20 protein-coding genes and 1 other RNA gene are annotated in these 19,163 nt (G+C 63.6%); 11 read left to right on the top strand and 10 right to left on the bottom strand.

Annotated features, from left to right (window positions below; translation table 11 throughout):
• Positions 1 to 111 precede the first annotated feature (111 nt).
• Positions 112 to 654: a formaldehyde-activating enzyme gene (gene fae, locus AB7I51_RS01865; protein ID WP_428404621.1), complete on the top strand. Its 543-nt coding sequence runs from the start codon at positions 112 to 114 to the stop codon at positions 652 to 654.
• On the opposite strand, the gene AB7I51_RS01860 is transcribed toward fae, so the two are convergent.
• From AB7I51_RS01860 to AB7I51_RS01850, 3 genes are all read right to left on the bottom strand, one after another.
• On the bottom strand, positions 624 to 1,460 hold the full coding sequence (locus AB7I51_RS01860; RefSeq protein WP_428404622.1) for a putative DNA-binding domain-containing protein: 837 nt from the start codon (positions 1,458 to 1,460) through the stop codon (positions 624 to 626). The genes fae and AB7I51_RS01860 overlap by 31 nt on opposite strands.
• A complete protein-coding gene (locus AB7I51_RS01855; RefSeq protein ID WP_428404630.1) occupies positions 1,457 to 2,302 on the bottom strand; it encodes a DUF692 domain-containing protein in 846 nt (281 codons plus the stop codon). Before AB7I51_RS01855 ends, AB7I51_RS01860 begins: the two co-directional genes overlap by 4 nt.
• 81 nt (positions 2,303 to 2,383) lie before the next feature.
• Positions 2,384 to 2,617, bottom strand: coding sequence for a hypothetical protein (locus AB7I51_RS01850; RefSeq protein ID WP_428404623.1), 234 nt, complete (start codon positions 2,615 to 2,617; stop codon positions 2,384 to 2,386).
• 605 nt (positions 2,618 to 3,222) lie between these two features.
• On the opposite strand from AB7I51_RS01850, the gene rpsA reads away from it, so the two are divergent.
• From rpsA to AB7I51_RS01820, 6 genes are all read left to right on the top strand, one after another.
• Positions 3,223 to 4,965, top strand: a complete 1,743-nt coding sequence (rpsA, locus tag AB7I51_RS01845; protein ID WP_428404624.1) for a 30S ribosomal protein S1 — start codon at positions 3,223 to 3,225, stop codon at positions 4,963 to 4,965.
• Between the two features lie 290 nt (positions 4,966 to 5,255).
• The gene (locus AB7I51_RS01840; RefSeq protein ID WP_428404625.1) at positions 5,256 to 6,170 is read left to right on the top strand and encodes a hypothetical protein; all 915 of its coding nucleotides are present in this window, start codon (positions 5,256 to 5,258) and stop codon (positions 6,168 to 6,170) included.
• A 239-nt stretch (positions 6,171 to 6,409) separates the two neighbouring features.
• Entirely contained in the window at positions 6,410 to 6,748 is a 339-nt protein-coding gene (locus tag AB7I51_RS01835; RefSeq protein ID WP_428404626.1) for a hypothetical protein, read from the top strand.
• A gap of 295 nt (positions 6,749 to 7,043) precedes the next feature.
• On the top strand, positions 7,044 to 7,661 hold the full coding sequence (rpsD, locus tag AB7I51_RS01830; RefSeq protein WP_409978877.1) for a 30S ribosomal protein S4: 618 nt from the start codon (positions 7,044 to 7,046) through the stop codon (positions 7,659 to 7,661).
• A gap of 187 nt (positions 7,662 to 7,848) precedes the next feature.
• Positions 7,849 to 8,052: a hypothetical protein gene (locus tag AB7I51_RS01825; protein WP_428406099.1), complete on the top strand. Its 204-nt coding sequence runs from the start codon at positions 7,849 to 7,851 to the stop codon at positions 8,050 to 8,052.
• Between the two features lie 96 nt (positions 8,053 to 8,148).
• Complete coding sequence (locus AB7I51_RS01820) at positions 8,149 to 8,802, top strand: DsbA family protein (RefSeq protein WP_428404627.1); 654 nt, start codon at positions 8,149 to 8,151, stop codon at positions 8,800 to 8,802.
• Between the two features lie 150 nt (positions 8,803 to 8,952).
• Here the strand turns inward: AB7I51_RS01820 and recR are convergent, their stop codons facing one another.
• From recR to ffs, 4 genes are all read right to left on the bottom strand, one after another.
• Positions 8,953 to 9,558: a recombination mediator RecR gene (recR, locus tag AB7I51_RS01815; RefSeq protein WP_428404628.1), complete on the bottom strand. Its 606-nt coding sequence runs from the start codon at positions 9,556 to 9,558 to the stop codon at positions 8,953 to 8,955.
• 200 nt (positions 9,559 to 9,758) lie between these two features.
• The gene (locus AB7I51_RS01810) at positions 9,759 to 10,082 is read right to left on the bottom strand and encodes a YbaB/EbfC family nucleoid-associated protein (protein ID WP_428402740.1); all 324 of its coding nucleotides are present in this window, start codon (positions 10,080 to 10,082) and stop codon (positions 9,759 to 9,761) included.
• Complete coding sequence (locus AB7I51_RS01805) at positions 10,079 to 11,866, bottom strand: DNA polymerase III subunit gamma/tau (protein ID WP_428402741.1); 1,788 nt, start codon at positions 11,864 to 11,866, stop codon at positions 10,079 to 10,081. Before AB7I51_RS01805 ends, AB7I51_RS01810 begins: the two co-directional genes overlap by 4 nt.
• Positions 11,867 to 12,073: 207 nt before the next feature.
• An RNA gene (ffs, locus tag AB7I51_RS01800) (signal recognition particle sRNA small type) lies at positions 12,074 to 12,170 on the bottom strand.
• Positions 12,171 to 12,313: 143 nt separating this feature from the next.
• On the opposite strand from ffs, the gene AB7I51_RS01795 reads away from it, so the two are divergent.
• Together AB7I51_RS01795 and hisG are read left to right on the top strand one after the other, a co-directional pair.
• Positions 12,314 to 13,459, top strand: a complete 1,146-nt coding sequence (locus AB7I51_RS01795) for an ATP phosphoribosyltransferase regulatory subunit (protein ID WP_428402742.1) — start codon at positions 12,314 to 12,316, stop codon at positions 13,457 to 13,459.
• On the top strand, positions 13,459 to 14,421 hold the full coding sequence (gene hisG, locus AB7I51_RS01790) for an ATP phosphoribosyltransferase (RefSeq protein ID WP_428402743.1): 963 nt from the start codon (positions 13,459 to 13,461) through the stop codon (positions 14,419 to 14,421). Before AB7I51_RS01795 ends, hisG begins: the two co-directional genes overlap by 1 nt.
• A 125-nt stretch (positions 14,422 to 14,546) precedes the next feature.
• Here hisG and AB7I51_RS01785 read toward each other — a convergent pair whose 3' ends face one another.
• A complete protein-coding gene (locus tag AB7I51_RS01785) occupies positions 14,547 to 15,566 on the bottom strand; it encodes a histone deacetylase family protein (protein WP_428402744.1) in 1,020 nt (339 codons plus the stop codon).
• Between the two features lie 139 nt (positions 15,567 to 15,705).
• On the opposite strand from AB7I51_RS01785, the gene ada reads away from it, so the two are divergent.
• Positions 15,706 to 16,767 carry a bifunctional DNA-binding transcriptional regulator/O6-methylguanine-DNA methyltransferase Ada gene (gene ada / locus AB7I51_RS01780; RefSeq protein ID WP_428402745.1) on the top strand — a complete coding sequence of 354 codons (1,062 nt, stop codon included), beginning with the start codon at positions 15,706 to 15,708 and terminating at the stop codon, positions 16,765 to 16,767.
• A gap of 12 nt (positions 16,768 to 16,779) precedes the next feature.
• On the opposite strand, the gene AB7I51_RS01775 is transcribed toward ada, so the two are convergent.
• Entirely contained in the window at positions 16,780 to 17,325 is a 546-nt protein-coding gene (locus AB7I51_RS01775; RefSeq protein WP_428402746.1) for a hypothetical protein, read from the bottom strand.
• 40 nt (positions 17,326 to 17,365) lie between these two features.
• Positions 17,366 to 17,842: a hypothetical protein gene (locus tag AB7I51_RS01770; RefSeq protein ID WP_428402747.1), complete on the bottom strand. Its 477-nt coding sequence runs from the start codon at positions 17,840 to 17,842 to the stop codon at positions 17,366 to 17,368.
• Positions 17,843 to 17,917: 75 nt separating this feature from the next.
• Between AB7I51_RS01770 and hemW the strand changes: the two genes are divergently transcribed.
• A complete protein-coding gene (gene hemW / locus AB7I51_RS01765; RefSeq protein WP_428402748.1) occupies positions 17,918 to 19,087 on the top strand; it encodes a radical SAM family heme chaperone HemW in 1,170 nt (389 codons plus the stop codon).
• The last annotated feature ends 76 nt before the right edge of the window (positions 19,088 to 19,163 follow it).

Below are 19,163 nucleotides of genomic sequence, written 5' to 3'. Positions count from 1 at the left end.
ACTGTGACGCGCGGCGCAAGCGCCAGCAATCCCTCGCCCACAAGGATCGCCATCTTCCCTGTGACAGCGCGCAATGCTATCTCCCGCCAACAACATACACGAGGACATCAAATGACCGAGCATATCTGGCTGGCGACGGGCGAGGCGACGGTTCTGGCGGCTGACGGACAATATACTGACGCCATGCCGGAAGTGATGATCGGCAACGTCAAGGGACCGGTCGGGCACGCCTTTGCCAGCATGGCGGGTCAGGTCGCCGGCCATCCGCGCATGTTCGTCATCCGCGACCTCAACCAGCAGGTGCGCCCCGCCACGATGATGACCACCAAAATGACGGTGAAGTCGGAAGATTACGTCGAGCTGCTCGGCGGAATCGTGCAGGCGGCGACCGGCGACGCCATCGTCGACTGCGTCGCTGAAGGGATCCTCCCTAAGGATCAGCTCAACGAGCTCTGCATGGTCATCATGGTCTGGCTCGATCCGCGTTGCGCCAAGCACAAGAAGCTCGACAAGAAAGACCTCTATCGCACCAATTATGAGGCGACCAAGCTGGCGATCTCGCGCGCGATGAAGGGCGAGCCGACGGCCGACGAACTCATCGCCAACCGCAAGAGCGTACAGCACTACGCGCTTGAAGGCGTGTTCGAAGACTGATCCTCGCTGCAAACGCGCACGCCGATAATCATGCCGTCCTGAAACCAGCTTGAGAGACATTGCGCCAGCCGCTCCGGCGCAATCTCGCCCGATTGCTGGAAGGCGGTCATTTGGCAGATGTCGCCAAAGGCGTGGCCGGCGCGGGCTTCGCAGAGCGCGACATATTCATCGGGCTCAAGCTGGCGATAGGCCGATTCATGTTCGACGCGCCACACCGCGGCGTGTTCGACGGCGTCGTCCGCCGGCGCTTCGATTTTTTCTGGAGCCTCCTCGCTGATCGCGGCGCCATAAGCGGCGATCGTGCCGGCGGCGAGTTCGAGCAGAGCAAGGCTCGGGTCGAATTCGAAGGCGAGCTGCGGCCAATCATTAGGCGCAAATTCCGCGAGCGCGTGCACCGCCAAGGGCGTTTCGTCGGCGGCGTCGAATGCGTCGACCATCGCGCGTTCGAACAGCGCCATCGATACGGCCCGCGCATTGTCGCGCCACGTCGGACAATCCCGCATGAAATCCGGCAGTCCGGTGGTAAAAAAGCGCGCGTTGGGATCGTGCGACGGGCGCTGATCGATGTAATCGTCAATGAGCGTTTCAAACGCCTCGTCGCCGAGGACGGCGTGCAGTCCCGGATGATCCTGAGACACAAAATCGGCTAGTCGCAGGCGATAGCCGCCTTGATAGACGCCGAGCAGCGTCTCTGGAGTCGCGCCGCGCGGCGATGAGCGCAATTTTTTCAGGAGCGGCTTGTCCGCCGCTCCGGCGCCCGTCAGCACGCTCTCCTGAAAAAGGGACTGAAAATCCGCGAGCTTCATGCCGCGCTGAGCGCCTGCTCATTCGCGATGCGGGCGTCAATGTCGCGCATATGCTGCAGCTCGTCGAGAAGCTCCGAGAATGGCGGAAAATTGTCGTCGCGCTCGATCATCGCGGAGACGTCGCCGCAGCGCCGGCGCGCATGCTCATAGAGCGCCCAGACTTCGTCGCAGACCGGCTGGTCATGCGTATCGACACGATGCGTCTCATTATCGGTATGGCCCGCCATATGGAACTGCATGACGCGCTCGGCGGGAACGCCGTCGATGAAGGCGATGGGATCGAAGCCGTGATTGAAGCTCGAAACGAAAACATTGTTGACGTCGAGGAGCAACAGGCAGTCGGCGCGCTCCGCCATTTCGTGAACGAACTCATGTTCGCTCATCTCGGAGTCGACGAAGGAGACGTAAGTCGAGGCGTTTTCGACGACGAGCCGGCGCTTGAGGAAGTCCTGCACCCGCTGGATGCGCTCGACGATATGCGCAAGCGACTCGCGCGTATAGGGAATGGGCAACAGATCATGGAGCGTGACGCCATGTACGCCCGTCCAGGCGACATGATCGGAAATCCATGCCGGCTCGACCCGTTCGGCGAGCGCCTTCAATTGCCGCAGATAATCCATGTTGAGCGGATCGGTCGAAGCGAGCGACATCGAGACGCCATGCATGACGACGGGATAATCGGCGCGTATGCGGTCCAGCATCGCCAGCGGCCGACCGCCGGCGAGCATGTAATTTTCAGAGATAATTTCGAACCAGTCGATCGGCGGGCGCGACGCCAGAATCTCGTCGTAATAGACGGGCCTCAGTCCTAAGCCGTAGCCGAGAGGCGCGGGCTTTTCCATGGTATTTCCCCCTTTGGCGCCGCCGCTCACGCCGAAGCCGGTCACGGGGACGGCCAAATGAACCGCCCCCGCACATGACGACTATTTCTTGGTGTGGCAGCGGCTCTTCATATTGCAGTGCCCCTTATGATGGTGACACTTGGCCTTGTGATGGCATTTGGCCATGCCGCGGCAGCTCGACTTGCCGCCGCAATGGGTCTTGGCGTGGACCGCCTTGGCGCCATGCGCATGAGCGGGCGCGACTGACGCGCCGCTTAAGGCCAAGGCGACGGCGGCGGCCGCAAGCGCCGATCCTGAAATAATATTGGGTTTCATTTCTCTCTCCTCTTTACATCCCCCTCGCTGTGAGGGGAAGTCGATGCTCGCCGCTGGCGCGGCGTATGCCAGCTTCTACTTAGCGCTCGCGGGCTTAATCTCGGCCCTGGCAGGCGGGAGGAACCAGCGCGCTAGCGGGATTCCAGCGCGCTCCTTCCTGTTTGCGCAATTTCGCGCCCGCGGATCAGTGCGAATCCGGGCCGCGCATCCAAGCTTGGCCATGCACACTATGCATGCAACTTCGATTCCGCTAGCAATAAATTCGACAATGCAACGCGCGTTCATTTTATGTTTAATATATTAAATCAGTATATTAGTGGTATATTGCGTTGCAATATCATGGTTTTGCCGCTGCGCCCTCCGAAACGCTTTCTACTTGAAGCGCTTGCGGCGGCGGCGCGTCGCTGATAGATAACGCCCGCGCCGGAGACCAATCCGGCGCATTCGTTTTGGTTTTCGACCTCGGGCCGCGCCGGCCAGTTCGTTTAGCGAACTTTTCGTCTTCCCTCGCGTTTCAGCCGCGGAGGACGTCCGATCGTCGATGACCGACCCGCAACGCTAACACTTCGCCGGCGCCGCCCTTTCCGGGGCCTTCAGGAGAACAAATGTCCGCTACTACCGATCGCGCCCCCACGCGCGAAGATTTCGCCGCCCTCCTCGATGAAAGCTACGGCCAGAACGAAGCCTTCGAAGGCTCCGTCATCAAGGGCCGGGTCGTCGCCATCGAAAAGGATGTCGCCGTCATCGACATCGGCCTCAAGACCGAAGGCCGCGTCCCGATCAAGGAATTCACCGGCTATGGGCGCGACCCTGCCCCGCAGGTCGGCGAAGAGGTCGAAGTCTATTTGGAGCGCGTCGAGAACGCGCTCGGCGAAGCCGTCATCTCGCGCGACAAGGCGCGCCGCGAAGAGAGCTGGGTGAAGCTCGAAAAGGCCTTCGAGACCAATGAAAAGGTCGACGGCGTCATCTTCAATCAGGTCAAGGGCGGCTTTACCGTCGATCTCGACGGCGCAGTGGCGTTCCTGCCGCGCAGCCAGGTCGACATCCGGCCGATCCGCGACGTCGGCCCGCTGATGAATGTGCCGCAGCCGTTCCATATCCTGAAGATGGATCGCCGTCGCGGCAATATCGTCGTGTCGCGCCGCACCGTGCTCGAGGAGAGCCGCGCCGAGCAGCGCCATGAGATCGTCGCCAACCTCGAAGAGGGACAGGTGATCGACGGCGTCGTGAAGAACATCACCGACTACGGCGCCTTCGTCGATCTTGGCGGCATCGACGGCCTGCTGCATGTCACCGACATCGCCTGGCGGCGCGTCAACCACCCGTCCGAGGTGCTGACCATCGGCCAGACCGTCAAGGTGAAGATCATCAAGATCAATCACGAGACGCACCGCATCTCGCTCGGCATGAAGCAACTCCTCGAAGACCCCTGGCAGGGCATCGAGGCGAAATATCCGATCGGCGCCAGATTCCATGGCCGCGTGACCAACATCACCGACTATGGCGCTTTCGTCGAACTGGAGCCCGGCATCGAGGGCCTCGTCCACGTCTCCGAAATGAGCTGGACGAAGAAGAACGTCCATCCCGGCAAGATCGTCTCGACGAGCCAGGAAGTCGACGTTCAGGTGCTCGAAGTCGATCCGGTCAAACGCCGCATTTCGCTGGGCCTCAAGCAGTGCCTGCAGAATCCGTGGGAAGCCTTCGCCGAGAAACATCCGGTCGGCTCGACTGTCTCCGGCGAGGTGAAAAACAAGACCGAATTCGGTCTCTTCATCGGCCTCGACGGCGATGTCGACGGCATGGTCCATCTCTCGGACCTCGACTGGAACCGTCCCGGCGAGCAGGTGATCGAGGATTTTAAGAAGGGCGACATGATCAACGCCCAGGTCCTCGACGTCGACGTCGAGAAGGAGCGCATCTCGCTGGGCGTCAAGCAGTTGGCGGGCGATCCTTTCGCTTCGGTGAGCGCCGAAGAAGGCGGCGAACTCAAGAAGGGCGTCGTCGTCACCTGCGAAGTGACCGAGGTGAAAGATTCCGGCATCGACGTAAAAATCACCGGCACCGATCTCACCGCCTTCATCAAGCGCAGCGAACTCGCCCGCGACCGCGCCGACCAGCGGCCCGAACGCTTCGCCGTCGGCGAGAAGGTCGACGCCCGCGTCACGCTTTTCGACCGCAAGGCGCGCAAGGTCTCGGTCTCGATCAAGGCGCTGGAAGTCGCCGAGGAAAAAGAGGCGATCGCCCAATATGGCTCCGCCGACTCGGGCGCGTCACTGGGCGATATTCTCGGCGCGGCGCTGAAAGCCCGCGAGGAGACGCCAAAGAAGGGCAAGAAGTCCGAGGAGTAAGTTTCCTTGGACGCGACATTCAAGCCCGCACCGAAAGGCGCGGGTTTTTGTTTGGGCGTCCGCCCTGCCCCGGCGAATGAGGGTCGCATTGCGCGGCTATGCGGGGTGGCGTAAGCGCGCGGATGGATCTGTCGCAAGCGGCGCGGCGGACCTTGCGGCTTCGCCGCGTCAATCTTTCGTTCACCAAAAGCTCGATTCATCCGAGGCCGTTAACCGTAATTTTCGAAGCGGCGATGCAAGCTCGACGCGTTTTTCTTGCGCGGCGTTACAGGCCGCCGGAGTCGCGTCCCATGAGCGTTGCCGAATTCGACCCGAACGACAGGCATTATGCGCGCCCGCTGCGCGCCCGGCCGGCCGGCGCGCGCGCGGCGATCGGAATGGGCGGCGGCGCGACGCTCATTCTTCTCGCCGCCCTCATCATTTTTCCCCGCGAGCCCAAAATTGCCGAACCGAAAGGCGCGGCAAAGCCCGCGCCGCGCGCCGCCATCGCGCCGCCGCGCAAGATTTCCACCAAAATCTCCATTGAAGCCGTCGAAGCGTCCGCGCTGATGGCCAAGCCCTTCAGCGTATTCGACATATCGGCGCCCGAATTCAGACGGGAGAAAAAGACCATCGCCGCGCGCGATGGAGAGAACGGCTCAGGCCGCATCGACACGATTTCCCTCGGGCAGTTCGCTATGGGCGCGCCATTCATGCGCGTCGACATTCATCAGGAAATCGCCGAGAAGGAAAAGACGGCCGATTTCTTCCTCGACATGACTCGACATGCCGCACAGGCGGGACTGAATGTCGAGAAAATCAGTCAGCCAGGCGAACTCATCGCCAAATTCGGCGCGTTCGAGACGGCGGAAATACGATTGTCCCAGCCTGCATCTGATGGCGTCGGCGCAAGCGAGCGCAACTGTCTCGCGACGCGCTTCATCGATAAAAAGCTTGCGATCGAAATCGCGGGCCTTGCCTGCGGCCAGGCGGCGAAGCCGATTGACCGCGTCGCGCTCGGCTGCCTGCTCGACCGCATCGATTATACTGCGAGTCCGGATCGGCCTGAATTGAATGCATTCTTCACGCAGGCGGCGGCGTCCCGTTCCGCGGTTTGCGACAATATCTCGCGCGACGATCTGACCGCGACAATTCCGGGTCGCAAGAACGCCGCCCGCCGCTCGCATGCGAAGACGACGCGTCAGCCCGCGCAGCCCATGCGCTAGAGCGCGGCTCGCGAAAAGGTGGAACCCGGCTTTTCCGCATAAAACGCGCTCCAAACTTTCGAGATCGATCAATTCTTCTGCATTTGGGAGATTCCGTCCAAATGCAGCGTGATCTAGCGCCTCCCGCCGACGCATTCACCCTGACGACGAATTTGCTCGCCGGAAATGGCCGCGCCAATTCGCTTTTGCGAAACGATCCGCTATGATGAAGCCTAGCGTTCAGTCCAAAGGGGATCGTGATGCGCAAGAATAAAATGTTGTCGGCGGGACTCGCCTGCCTCGTGTTGTTGGCGGCGGGCGACGCGCTCGCCAAGTCGCGCTATCGCGTTTCCTCAGGCGACGTTTATAACGGCCGAGGCCCGATCGACATTCAGCGCCGCAGCTGGCTCGATCCCGGAACTCAGGTTCCAGTCGGCAGCACCAATCGCTACATGGTCCAGCAGACCTACCTCAATCACGATCCGATCGAGCGCGCCCAGCGTAGCTGGTATATGCAGGAAACGCTTCCTCAGCGCCCACCCTACAACGCCGACATGATCGTCCCTTACGACGAGGGTTTTCCGTTCCCTTGGCCGTGAGTTCGGCCGTTTCGAAGGGATCTGGACTTTAGGAGACCTTGACGCGGGGAGCGCTTTCCTTTAGCTCCCCACCAGCCTGACGCGGCCCGTTCGCGCCAGGCAAGCACCCGTGGCGTTTCGATGCAAACGCCTGTCGGCCGGATCGACGGCAGAGGAGGGCGCGTTCTTAAGGCCCCGGCGGCGCCGGGGCGGCGAGAGACGCGGGTCGAGACAACGCCCCAAGCGCAAGGCTTCGGGCGATTTTGGTCTTGTCGCCCTCTCGCGAAACGCGATCGATGAGAGGACAAGAGTCAAAGTGACCAAACGCGCAGAAGCCAAATACAAGCTTGATCGCCGCCTGGGCCAGAATATCTGGGGCCGGCCGAAGAGCCCAGTGAACCGCCGCGAATATGGCCCGGGACAGCACGGCCAGCGGCGCAAGGGCAAGCTCTCGGATTACGGCACGCAGCTCAAGGCCAAGCAGAAGCTCAAGGGCTATTACGGCAACATTTCGGAAAAGCAGTTCCGCAAATATTACGCGGAAGCGATCCGGATGAAGGGCGACTCCGGCGACAATCTGATCGGCCTGTTGGAGCGGCGTCTCGACGCCATCGTCTATCGCGCGAAATTCGTTCCGACGGTTTTCGCCGCGCGCCAGTTCGTCAATCACGGGCACATCCGCGTCAATGGCAAGCGCGTCAATATTCCGTCTTATCAGGTGAAGGTCGGAGACGTGATCGAGGTGAAGGAAGCCTCGAAACAGGCCGTAACCGTTCTCGAGGCGGTGCAGCTCGCCGAGCGCGACGCGCCCGAATATTACGACGTCGACCACTCCAAGATGACCGCGAAGCTCATCCGCGTGCCGCATGCGACGGAAGTGCCCTATCCGGTGCAGATGGAGCCGAACCTCGTCATCGAATTCTATTCGCGCTAACGTCGGCGCGAGGAATTCAGCAGAGGAATTCGCGAAAAACAGCCGCTTCGAGCGGCTGTTTTTCATTCGCAATTCTTGACTGCGGGCGCGCGATCGGAAAGTCTAGGCGCAAACGCGCCGTCGCCGCTCGCAAATCCAATAATGAGAAGACGGTCGGAACGGCAGGGGAAACGTCAGGGAGAGGCGCTTGTCCGGGCCATCAAAGAAGCGGCCGCGAAAGAATGAACGCGGCCAACGTCCTCTCTGGATAGCGATCGGCGGCCTGGCGGTCAGCGTTTTCAGCTACGCGATGAGGGACCTGCAGATCGGCGACGTCGTTTTCTGGTTCGGCGTCGTTCTCGCCTTTATTGGCGTGGCCTACTGGTTCATTCAACCAAGACACGGATTATAACGCCGGCTGCCGTTCCAAGCGCCTTTCAAATTTGAATTGCCACATTTGCCGAAGAGATTATGGTCTCTTTCGCATCGCAACAGCTGTGGACCGCTCATGCCCTTTGCTTTTATGCCCCGTCGTCGTTTTCTTGTCGCCGCCGCCTGGGCGATCTGCGCCGCCGCGCCGGCTTACGCCGACAAATCGCCTTCGGGCAAGGTTTCGGTCGAGGAGCTGATGGAGCCGAATGCGCTCCCGGACATTGTCGAAGGCTCGGCGAACGCGCCGGTGACGATCGTCGAATATGCGTCGATGACCTGCAGCCATTGCGCGGCGTTTCATCACGACGTCTTTCCTGAGCTGAAAAAGAAATACATCGATTCGGGCAAGGTGAAATTTATCCTGCGCGAGTTCCCGCTCGATCCGCTGGCGACGGCCGCTTTCATGCTGGCGCGCGAACTTGGCGACAAGCGCGACGCGGCTGTCGATCTCCTCTTCTCGCAGCAGAAAAACTGGGCCTTCGCAGACAAGCCGCTCGACGGGCTGGCCAATGTTTTGAAACAGACCGGCCTCGGCCAGGAAAAATTCGAAGCGGTGTTGAAAGACCAAGCCCTCTACGAGAATGTGAACAAGGTGCGCAATCGCGCGGCCGAGAAATTCGGCGTCAATTCCACGCCGACCTTCTTTGTCAACGGCGACAAATACGGCGGCGAAATCGGCCTCGAGGACTGGGACAAGATCATCGCGTCAAAGACGACGGCGACGAAGTAATACGACATCCGTCTAAACGGCTCGGTTGTCATTCCCGACGCGCGCAACGCGCGCGATCGGGAATCCAGAGCAAAACCAGCGCTCTCGGATTGGCCCTGGATTCCCGGTCAGGCCTTCGGCTTGCCGGGAATGACGCACAATGTCATTTCGCTAAAACGCCGTCCGCCGCTCCAGCGCCGCCGCCAGCGTTCCTTCGTCGAGATAGTCGAGTTCGCCGCCGACCGGCACGCCATGGGCGAGCCGCGTCACCTTCACGCCTGACGGCGACAGCATGTCGGCGATGTAATGGGCGGTCGTCTGTCCGTCGACGGTGGCGTTGACCGCAAGCACGACTTCGCTGGTCTCCTCGGCGCGCACGCGCGTAACGAGGCTCGCGATCGTAAGATCGTCCGGCCCAACGCCATCGAGCGGCGACAGCACGCCGCCGAGCACGTGATAGCGCGCGTTGAGCAGCCCTGCCCGCTCCAGCGCCCAGAGATCGGCGACCGTCTCGACGACGACGATGATCGATGCGTCGCGGCGCGCGTCGCGACAGATCGTGCAGGGATCGCTCGTATCGATATTGCCGCAGACCGAGCAGGCGACGATGCGCTCATGCGCGACGCGCATCGCCTCGGCGAGCGGCGCGAGCAGTTCTTCGCGCTTGCGGATGAGATGCAGGACCGCGCGCCGCGCCGAACGCGGACCGAGTCCCGGCAGCTTCGCCAGGAGCTGCGCGAGCTTTTCGATTTCGGGGCCGGCGACGCGTTCGGCCATGGTCTCAGCGCGCGTAACCCTCTCCCATAGGGAGAGGGTCGGTCCGAAGGACCGGGGTGAGGGGCGACGGCCTTTCAATTGCGGCAAGTGCAAACCGTGTGAAAGGGATACCCCTCACCCGGCTGCTTCGCAGCCACCCTCTCCCACAGGGAGAGGGTGTACGCGCGCCACCCCAATGTTTCGTGTTCAAAGCAGCGATCTCAAAACGGCAGCTTCAGCCCGGGCGGCAGCGGCAGACCGCCGGTCAGCGCCTTCATCTTCTCCGCCATCGCTTCGTCGGCCTTGGCCCGCGCCTGCATATGCGCGGTGAGGATCAGATCCTCGAGAATTTCCTTTTCATCCGGCTTCAACAGGCTTGGATCGATGGAGACGCTCCGCATCGAACCCTTGGCGGTCAGCGCGACTTTCACCATCCCACCGGCCGCCTCGCCTTCGACAACGGTCTGTTCGAGCTCCAATTGCGCCTCGGCCATCTTGGCCTGCATCTGCTGCGCCTGCTTCATCAGGCCCATGAAGTCCATCATTGCGCTTCTCCGTCGTCTTCCTCGATTGGCGACGCGCCATCATAAAGCGTTTCGGCGGCCGCCGCGCCCTCGTCCCTGCCCCGCACGGCGACGATCTGCGCGCCTGGGAAACGCGCGAGCACGCTCGCGACCAGCGGGTCGGATTCCAGAGAGGAGCGGCGCCTGCGCTCCTCCGCTTCGCGCTGTTCCTTGAGGGACGGCGCGCCGCCCGCGGCGACGATCGACGCCATCCAGCGCTCGCCGGTCCAGGCCTGAAGCTTCTGCATCAAGGCAGCCGCCAAATCGCGCGCGCCGCCGGGCGCGAGTTCGAATTCGATCAAACCGGCTTCGAAGCGAACAAGCCGCACCTCGGATTCGAGCGCGATCTTGAGACGCATGTCCCGCTTCTCCGCCGCGAGCGCCACAAGCGCGTCGAAGCTCTCGATCGCGGTTCTTGCGGCCGCCGCGGCTGAGGGCTGAGACGCTGCGGGACGCGCCGCCGCGACCAGTCGCGGGCCGCGCGTGGGCGCCACGTCGGTCGTCGCGCTTCGCGCCGGGGGCGGCTCGGAGCCGGCCCCCGCTGCGGCCTCGCCAAAGCCGAGGCGGCGCAACGCCTCGGCCGGCGTCGGCATGTCGGCGGCGTAAGCGAGCCGCACCAGCACCATGTCGGCCGCCGCCAGCGGCCGCTGCGAACCGCGCAGTTCCTCGACGCCTTTCATCAAGATTTGCCAGGCGCGGGTCAGCGTCGGTACGGAAAGGCGCTTCGCTGCGTCTTCGCCGCGGCGTTTTTCTTCAGGCGTCAGCGCCGCCGAATGAGCGGCCTCGGGCGCAAGCTTCAATCGTGTCGCGAGATGGGTGAATTCAGCGAGTTCGAGCAGCACCTGCGCCGGATCGGCGCCGCCATTATACTGATCTTCGAGAACGCCGATCGCCGCGGCGACGTCGCCCGACATCGCCGCTTCGAAAAGATCGATGACCCGCGCCTTGTCGGCGACGCCAAGCATCAGCCGCAGATCCTCGGCGGCGATCGCGCCGCCCGCGGAATGCGCCGCGCCATAAGCGATCGCCTGGTCCAGCAAGGACAGCGCGTCGCGCGCCGAGCCTTCGGCCGCTCGGGCGATCATGGCGAGCGCGTCCGGCTCAATGGCGACGCCCTCAGCCTTGCAAACGTTCAGCAAATGGTCGGCGAGCAGGCCGGCGTCGATGCGGCGTAGATCGAAGCGCTGGCAGCGCGAGCGCACCGTCACCGGCACCTTGTCGATCTCAGTCGTCGCGAAGATGAACTTCACATGCTCCGGCGGCTCTTCAAGCGTCTTCAGCAGACCGTTGAAGGCGGCTTTTGAGAGCATATGGACTTCGTCGATGATGTAGACCTTGGTGCGCGCCATCACCGGGCGATAACGGGCGTTGTCGATGATCTCGCGGATGTCGTCGATGCCCGTGTGCGAGGCGGCGTCCATTTCGAGCACGTCGACATGGCGCGAATCGATGATCGCCTGACAGTGAACGCCAAGCTCCTCCATATGGATCGTCGGCTGATTGATCGCCGGCTTGCCGTCGCGCGCCGGAAGTTCATAGTTGAAGGCGCGCGCAAGGATGCGCGCGGTCGTCGTCTTGCCGACGCCGCGCACGCCGGTGAGCAGATAGGCCTGATGAATTCGATTGAGGTCGAAGGCGTTTTCGAGCGTGCGCACCATCGGCTCCTGGCCGATGAGGTCCGCGAAGGTGGTCGGTCGGTATTTGCGCGCCAACACGCGATAGGCCGAGGGCGGCGCCTGATCGTCAGTGAAAAGCGTGTCGTTCATCGACGCCATAAGCTCGGCAAAGCGTCACTACGAGGAGCGGAGCGACGAAGCAATCCAAATACAGCGCGGCGGCACCGTATTGCTTCGCTTTGCTCGCAATGACGACCAAGGATTTCGGACGCTTGTAGCACAGTGTCAGGAGCTGCGCCCGTCGAAATGCCTCGATCCGGCGCGCGAAACAGCGCCATTAAGGCGAGCGTTAGCAAGGGTGGGAGGCTGAACGGAGACCCGCCCAAGCTCGTTAGGGCTGCTTCCTTCCGGACCTGACCCGGTTGGCGAGTGAAGCGTCCAGCGCCAACCTCCCGGCCCCTATGTGGCAGAGGCGGGCGGGGGATGCAAGACGCCGCGGCTGCTCCTCGCAGCCGTCATTCACTCTCGTCCCCAAAACTGGGTGCGCCCACCCCTCGCGCTTGCTAAAGAGAGCGCGAATTTTGAGAGGATTTGCGCTTGAACTTCGCCGCCGCCGCTTCCGCAGAACGCCAAGCGTCACGCCTTGCAGCCATCCTTGCGCATTTCGCGCGGGAAGGCTTCGCGCGCTGTGAGCCGCGTCTCCTGCAACCGGCGCATGTCTTTCTCGATCGCTCCGGCGAGGATTTTCGCGGCCGGCTCTATCTGACGAGCGACGGCTCCGGCGCGGAATTCTGCCTGCGCCCCGAATATACGATTCCGGTCTGCCTCGAATATCTCGCCTCGGCCGAGGCGGGCCAGCCGGCGGCCTATGCCTATGGCGGCTCGGTCTTCCGCGCGCCTGAGCATGGCGCGACCGGCGACGGCGAATTTCTTCAGGCCGGCCTCGAGAGCTTCGGTCGAGAGGATCGAGAGGCGGCCGACGCGGAAATCCTTGTCGCCGCGCTCGACGCCGCCGCCGCTGCGGGCGCGACGGCGCTTAAAATTCGCATGGGCGACGCAGGGCTCGTCGCCGCCTTTCTCGAAAGGCTCGACATGCCGCCGATCTGGCGCCGGCGGCTTGCCGCCGGCCATGCGCGGGGCCAAAGGATCGCCGATATTTTCGCCTCGCCAAGGCGCAACGGCGGGTCGGAACAGACCGGCGTCTTGGCGGCGCTGACCAAGGTCGATCCGGCCGATGCGCGCCGGCTGGTCGAGGATTTGCTCTCGATCGCCGGCATTACCGCGGTCGGCGGGCGCAGCGCCGCCGAAATTGCCGAACGCTTCCTCGACCAGGCGACGCTCGCCGACGGAGCCGCCGTGTCGGACGAAACGCGCGCGCTGGCGGAAGCGTTCTTCGCCATCGAAGGCGCGCCCGACTCCGCCGCCGCCGCCATGTGCCGTCTCGCGGCCGACGCGCGGCTCGATCTTTCAGCCGCGCTCGACGCTTTCGACGCCCGCGTCCGCGCCATCGCCGCGCGCGGCCTCGCCGTCGAAGACATGCGCTTCTCGGCAAGCTTCGCGCGCCATCTCGACTATTACACCGGCTTCGTCTTCGAGGCGCGCCATAATGGCGGCGGCGAGCCGGTGATCGGCGGCGGACGCTACGACCGGCTGTTCAAGACTCTGGGCGCGGCGTCGGACATACCGGCGGTCGGCGCCGCCATCTGGATCGACCGTCTGACGCCCAGCGCGGGAGAGGCGTGATGCAAAAACTCATCATCGCCTCCCCTTCGAAAGGCCGGCTGCAGGAGAACGCCGCCGCCTTCTTCGCGCGCGCCGGCCTGGAGCTGACCCAGGGACGCGGCGCGCGCGACTATCGTGGCGCCGTCGCCGGAGTCGAAGGCGCGGAAGTCGCCTATCTCTCCGCTTCCGAGATCACGCGCCGACTCGCCGCTGGCGAAGCGCATCTTGGCGTCACCGGCGAAGATCTGGTGCGCGAAGAGATCGCCGACGCCGAAAAGAGGGTGGAGCTTCTCGCGCCGCTCGGTTTCGGCGCGGCGAATGTCATCGTCGCCGTGCCGCAGGCCTGGATCGACGTGCGCTACATGAGCGATCTCGCCGATATCGCCGACGGATTTCGCGCGCGTCACGGCCGCGGGCTGCGCGTCGCGACGAAATATGTGAATACGACGCGGCGCTTCTTCGCCGCGCACGGCGTTTCAGACTATCGCATCGTCGAGAGCTCCGGCGCGACCGAGGGCGCGCCCGCGGCCGGCTCCGCCGATCTCATCGTCGACATCACGACGACCGGCGCGACGCTCGCGGCCAATGCGCTGAAGGTGGTTGAGGACGGCGTGATTTTGCGCTCGCAGGCCAATCTCGTCGCGTCGCTGACCGCGCCCTGGAGCCAAACCGCGCGCGAAGCGGCGCGCATCATTCTTTCGCGCATCGCCGCGGAAGAGGAAGCGCGCACGACCCGCGAGATGCGCGCTGCTCTGCCCGATGTGAGCGAACAAATTCTGCGCGAGGCTGAAGCGAACTTCGGTGCGGAACTCCGCGACAAGGACAATTGCTCGGCAAGCTTCCGCTGCCCGGCGAGCAAGGTCGCTGCGCTCGCCGACTGGCTGATCGCGCGAGGCGCCACAAGCGTCGCCAGCGCCGGGCTCGATTATGTCTTTCGGGCCGAGAACGCTCTATGGAGCAAGCTCGCGGCGCGGCTTGGGTGACCCGAATGTCATTCCCGATGCGCGAAGCGCGATCGGGAATCCAGAGCAAAATCAGCGTTCTTGGATTGGCTCTGGATTCCCGGTCAGGCCTGCGGCCTGCTGGGAATGACACGTAGCGCGCCGGCTCACGCCTCCGTCAGCGCGCCGACATGCGCCGCGACGCTGCGCGCAAGGTCTTCGGGCCGATAGCCGCCTTCGAGCAGCGAGACGATGCGGCCACTGCAGCGGCGCGCCGCGATCTCCATTACGCGCAGCGTAACCTCCCTGAAATCATCGGCAACGAGCCGCAAGCCGCTAAGCGGATCATGCAGATGGGCGTCGAAGCCGGCGCAGAGAATGATCATATCGGGCGAGAAGGCGTCGAGACGCGGCAGAATGCGCGACGCAAGCGCTTCGCGAAACTGCGCGCCGCCATCGCCCTTGACGAGCGGCGCGTTGACGATCGTGTCATGCGCGCCGGTTTCATTGACCGCGCCCGTGCCTGGATAGAGTGGCATCTGATGCGTCGATGCATAAAGGACGTTTCGATCGCTCCAGAAAATATCCTGCATGCCATTGCCGTGATGCACGTCGAAATCGACGATGGCGACGCGCGAAGCTTGATGAGCGGTGCGCGCATGCCGGGCCGCAACGGCGGCGTTATTCAAGAAGCAAAAGCCCATCGGCGTCTCGCGCGTCGCGTGATGTCCCGGCGGCCGCATCGCGACGAAGGCGTTCTTGACGTCGCCGCGCATGACCGCGTCGACCGCCGCAATCGCGCCGCCCGCAGCGCGCAACGCCGCTTCATGGGTGGCGCCGTTCATGGCGACGTCGGGACCGATACGCGCATATCCATCCGACGGCGCCGATTTGGCGAGACGCGACAGATGCTCGGAACTATGCGCGCGCAATAGCGCCTCGTGCGGCGCCAAGGGCGCTTCAGCGCGCAAGAGGTCCGCAAAGCGCGCGTCGTCCAGCGCATGCAGAATGGCGCGGAGACGCTCCGGCCGTTCGACATGGCTCGGTCCCATGTCATGCGCCAACGCCGCCGGGTGCGTGACGAGCAGGGTCGAGCCCGTCGCGGCGCGCGCGCCCGAGCACGCAAGGCTTGCGCCCGCGCCTGCAATTGCTTCCCGTCGCGTTAGCGCGCTGTGGCGTCCCGGCATGTCAAGTCCAGCCCTTGGCTTCAGACGCGCAGCATAGGATCGCTCGAGGCGCGTGTCAGCCGTTGGGGGATTAGACAGCAAGAAACGCGTTGCGAAGTTCGCGCTGAAAGTTGGATGATGCGCGAAGAGGATCAGGAAGATGACGCAGGCACATTCGCTCGATCTCGACGAGGCGCGCTGGGCGGCGGTCGTCGCGCGCGATGCGCGCCGCGACGGTGAGTTCTTCTACTGCGTCGAAACGACTGGCGTTTATTGCCGCCCCTCCTGCCCGTCCCGTCCGGCGAAGCGCGCCAATGTGCGCTTTTGCGCCACGATCGAAGAAGCGGAGGCTCAAGGTTTTCGCCCGTGCCGTCGCTGCCGGCCGGATGCGCCTTCGCAGCAGGAGCGGGACGCCGAAAAGATCGCCCGCGCGTGCCGAATGATCGAATCGGCGGAATCTCCGCCGACTCTCAAGCAGCTGTCGCGCGCCGCAAAGCTGAGCCCCTATCACTTCCACCGGCTGTTTTCGCGCATCGCCGGCGTCACGCCCAAGGCCTATGCCGAGGCGCATCGACGCGCGCGCATGCGCGATAAACTCAAGCAGGGCCGCACAGTCACAGAGGCGATCCATGATTCCGGCTATAATTCGAGCGCGCGCTTTTACGCGAAGGCGAAGGATACATTGGGCATGACGCCTGCCGCCTATCGCGCCGGGGCGCCGCGTGAAACGATCCGCTTCGCGATCGGCCAATCGTCATTGGGCGCGGTGCTGGTCGCGGCGAGCGCAAACGGCGTCTGCGCCATTTCGCTCGGCGACGACCCGCAAGAACTGCTGCGCGATCTGCAGGATCGATTTCCCCGCGCGACGCTGATCGGCGCCGACGAAAATTTTGAGCGCTATGTCGCCGCGGCGGTCGGCATGGTCGAGCGGCCTCAGACGCGCTTCGATCTGCCGCTCGACATGCGCGGCACGGCTTTTCAGCAGCGAGTCTGGGCCGCGTTGAGGGATATTCCGGCGGGAGAGACGGCAAGCTACGCCGAGATCGCGAAGCGCATCGGCGCGCCGAAGGCGACGCGGGCGGTCGCGCGCGCCTGCGCCGCCAATCCGGTTTCGCTTGCGATTCCCTGCCATCGCGTCGTGCGCAGCGACGGGGCGCTTTCCGGCTATTACTGGGGCGTCGAGCGCAAGCGCGAATTGCTAAAGCGCGAACGCAAGTCCTGAATGAACGGGGCTCTATTTTTGAAGCGCCGCATATGCCTCATTGATTGCGTCATGCAGTTCTTTCCATAGAGGATTGATCCGCACGTCCGGCCCCCAATTGTAGATCGCCTTGGCGACCTCGGCGATCGTCTCATTGATCGGTTCGCTTTCCCCTTCCTCCAATTCGAAAGAGAATAGCTTCGGCGGAGCGCCGGCTGTCCACGCGTCCCAATGTTCGTTCGAATAACTGGAGACGCCGCGCTGCGCGGCGAGCAGTTCCGGCGCATATTTCGCGAAGCGCCGATGCAGCGGCCCGTCTGAAGGTTCCGCGCGAAAAGCGTCGCGCACCGCGAAATAACGCACATGCTGCACTTCATGCGCGAGGCAGCAGCCAAGACGCGCGTCGCTCATATTCGGGTCATAGTAGATTTCAACGCGGCCGTCGGGGAAAGACTGCCCTTCCGAAGTGAAGCTCTGGCCGAGATAGTCGAAAGTCTTCGTCTGCGGGCTGAGGGTCACTTTGCCGGCATCATAGCCGAAATCCCGCGCCAGCGTTTCAAGCGTTTGGCGCTTCTTCAAGAATTGCGGCGAGTCCGAAAGGTCGCCCCAATCCCTCGGCTCATCTCGCGCTGTCGAACGGCTCTTCATGCGTAATGACCCAATCGAACTCCGGATGAGCGTCGGCGACATGCTCCCACCATCGCCGCCCGTCCGGCAAGCGCGGCGAGAGATCATTGACCCTGAGCCGGCGGAAAACATCCGGCCACGCCTTCGCCCCGGCGATGACCGCTTCGACCATGGCGCGCCCCAGGCCGGGCTGCAGCGAGTTGATCTGCTCGAATACGAGAGAGGGCGGCTCATAGGCGCCGGCGAGCAGAAGCGCGATTCCCGACGCCTGCGTTCCGTCGGGCGTGGTGATGAGTTTCGGCGAGGTCGAGGCTTTGATTTCGAAAAAGCTGCGCCCGTAGGACCGCGAATCGACGTAAAGGCCAAGCGAAGCGAGATTGCCGGCGATCGCTTCGGCGATCGCCTGCATCGCCGGATCGGCGGGTTGGGCCGGCGCTTTCTTGAACCGCCAAGCTTCCCAGAACGCCATAGAGAACTCCCAAACGGGCGGTGGAAACAGGGCCGCCTGCCGTGCCCTTCCCGCCGTTCCATGCGATAAAGAGCCATGGCGACACCGATTCGCAACGCTTTCGACCCAGGCTTCGGCGTTTATGTCCACTGGCCGTTTTGCTTGTCGAAATGCCCCTATTGCGATTTCAACAGCCACGTCCGGCGCGGCGACGTCGACGAGGACCGATTCGTCGAGGCCTTCAGCGTCGAGCTCGCGCATCGCGCGGCGCTGACGCGCGGGCGCGAAGTCCGCTCGATTTTCTTTGGCGGCGGCACGCCGTCGCTGATGTCGCCGTCGACGGCACAAGCGATTCTTACCCGGATTTCGAGCCATTGGAGCCTTGCCAAGGACTGCGAGATCACGCTCGAAGCCAATCCGACCAGCGTCGAGGCCTCGCGCTTCAGGGGGTTCAAGGCGGCCGGCGTCAATCGCGTCTCGCTCGGCGTGCAGGCGCTAAACGACATCGATCTTCGCGCGCTCGGGCGCCAACATTCGGTCGCCGAGGCGCTGATGGCGCTCGATGTCGCCAATTCGGTCTTCGAACGCACATCTTTTGATCTGATCTACGGCCGCTCCGGCCAGACGCCAGCCGGCTGGCGAAAGGAACTGGAGCTGGCGCTCGCCCGCGCGCCGGAACATGTCTCGCTCTACCAGCTGACGATCGAACCCGACACGATGTTCGAGCGCATGGTCAATACCGGCAAGATGGCGCTGCCCGACGCCGAGGTTCAGCGCGCGCTCTGGGACGTGACCCAGGAAGTCACCGCCCGCGCCGGCCTGCCCGCCTACGAAGTCTCCAATCACGCGCGGCCGGGCGCCGAGTGCCGGCACAATCTGGTCTATTGGCGCTATGGCGAATATGTCGGCGTCGGCCCCGGCGCCCATGGGCGGGTGGTCACCCCGCGCGGACGGCGCGCTCAGGCCGCCGAGCGGCATCCCGAAATGTGGCTTACCTGCGTCGAGACCGAAGGCCACGGCCTCATCGAGGACGAGCTGCTCTCGACCGAGCAGGAAGGCGACGAATTCCTGCTGATGGGGCTGCGGCTGCGCGAGGGCGTCGATCCGCAGCGCTATTTCCTCTTGACCGGCAAGCGCCTGTCGCAATCACGCATCAGCGAACTCATCGGCGACGGGCTCGTCGAATTCACCCGCGAGAACCGGCTGCGCGTCAGCTCGGAAGGCTTCCCGGTGCTCGACGCGGTGGTCGCCGATCTCGCGGCGTAGGCCGCTGCAGAGATTGACGATCAGAAGCCGCGACCGGCGCCGCCGCGAGGAGACGGCGCCAGCTGAGCGTTCAAGC

The organism is Methylocystis sp. (genome assembly GCF_050246715.1).
In the GTDB taxonomy this organism is placed as follows: domain Bacteria; phylum Pseudomonadota; class Alphaproteobacteria; order Rhizobiales; family Beijerinckiaceae; genus Methylocystis.
This window is presented reverse-complemented; position numbering and strand designations above follow the sequence as displayed.

Bases quoted from the DNA above. Each gene is read 5' to 3' on its own strand.
- AB7I51_RS01835 (WP_428404626.1), top strand. From the start codon at position 6,410: ATGCGCAAGAATAAAATGTTGTCGGCGGGACTCGCCTGCCTCGTGTTG.
- ada (WP_428402745.1), top strand. From the start codon at position 15,706: ATGACGCAGGCACATTCGCTCGATCTCGACGAGGCGCGCTGGGCGGCG.
- rpsA (WP_428404624.1), top strand. From the start codon at position 3,223: ATGTCCGCTACTACCGATCGCGCCCCCACGCGCGAAGATTTCGCCGCC.
- AB7I51_RS01855 (WP_428404630.1), bottom strand. From the start codon at position 2,302: ATGGAAAAGCCCGCGCCTCTCGGCTACGGCTTAGGACTGAGGCCCGTC.
- AB7I51_RS01820 (WP_428404627.1), top strand. From the start codon at position 8,149: ATGCCCTTTGCTTTTATGCCCCGTCGTCGTTTTCTTGTCGCCGCCGCC.
- hisG (WP_428402743.1), top strand. From the start codon at position 13,459: ATGCAAAAACTCATCATCGCCTCCCCTTCGAAAGGCCGGCTGCAGGAG.
- hemW (WP_428402748.1), top strand. From the start codon at position 17,918: ATGGCGACACCGATTCGCAACGCTTTCGACCCAGGCTTCGGCGTTTAT.
- AB7I51_RS01805 (WP_428402741.1), bottom strand. From the start codon at position 11,866: ATGAACGACACGCTTTTCACTGACGATCAGGCGCCGCCCTCGGCCTAT.
- AB7I51_RS01785 (WP_428402744.1), bottom strand. From the start codon at position 15,566: ATGCCGGGACGCCACAGCGCGCTAACGCGACGGGAAGCAATTGCAGGC.
- AB7I51_RS01810 (WP_428402740.1), bottom strand. From the start codon at position 10,082: ATGATGGACTTCATGGGCCTGATGAAGCAGGCGCAGCAGATGCAGGCC.
- AB7I51_RS01840 (WP_428404625.1), top strand. From the start codon at position 5,256: ATGAGCGTTGCCGAATTCGACCCGAACGACAGGCATTATGCGCGCCCG.
- AB7I51_RS01770 (WP_428402747.1), bottom strand. From the start codon at position 17,842: ATGGCGTTCTGGGAAGCTTGGCGGTTCAAGAAAGCGCCGGCCCAACCC.
- recR (WP_428404628.1), bottom strand. From the start codon at position 9,558: ATGGCCGAACGCGTCGCCGGCCCCGAAATCGAAAAGCTCGCGCAGCTC.
- AB7I51_RS01860 (WP_428404622.1), bottom strand. From the start codon at position 1,460: ATGAAGCTCGCGGATTTTCAGTCCCTTTTTCAGGAGAGCGTGCTGACG.
- AB7I51_RS01850 (WP_428404623.1), bottom strand. From the start codon at position 2,617: ATGAAACCCAATATTATTTCAGGATCGGCGCTTGCGGCCGCCGCCGTC.
- fae (WP_428404621.1), top strand. From the start codon at position 112: ATGACCGAGCATATCTGGCTGGCGACGGGCGAGGCGACGGTTCTGGCG.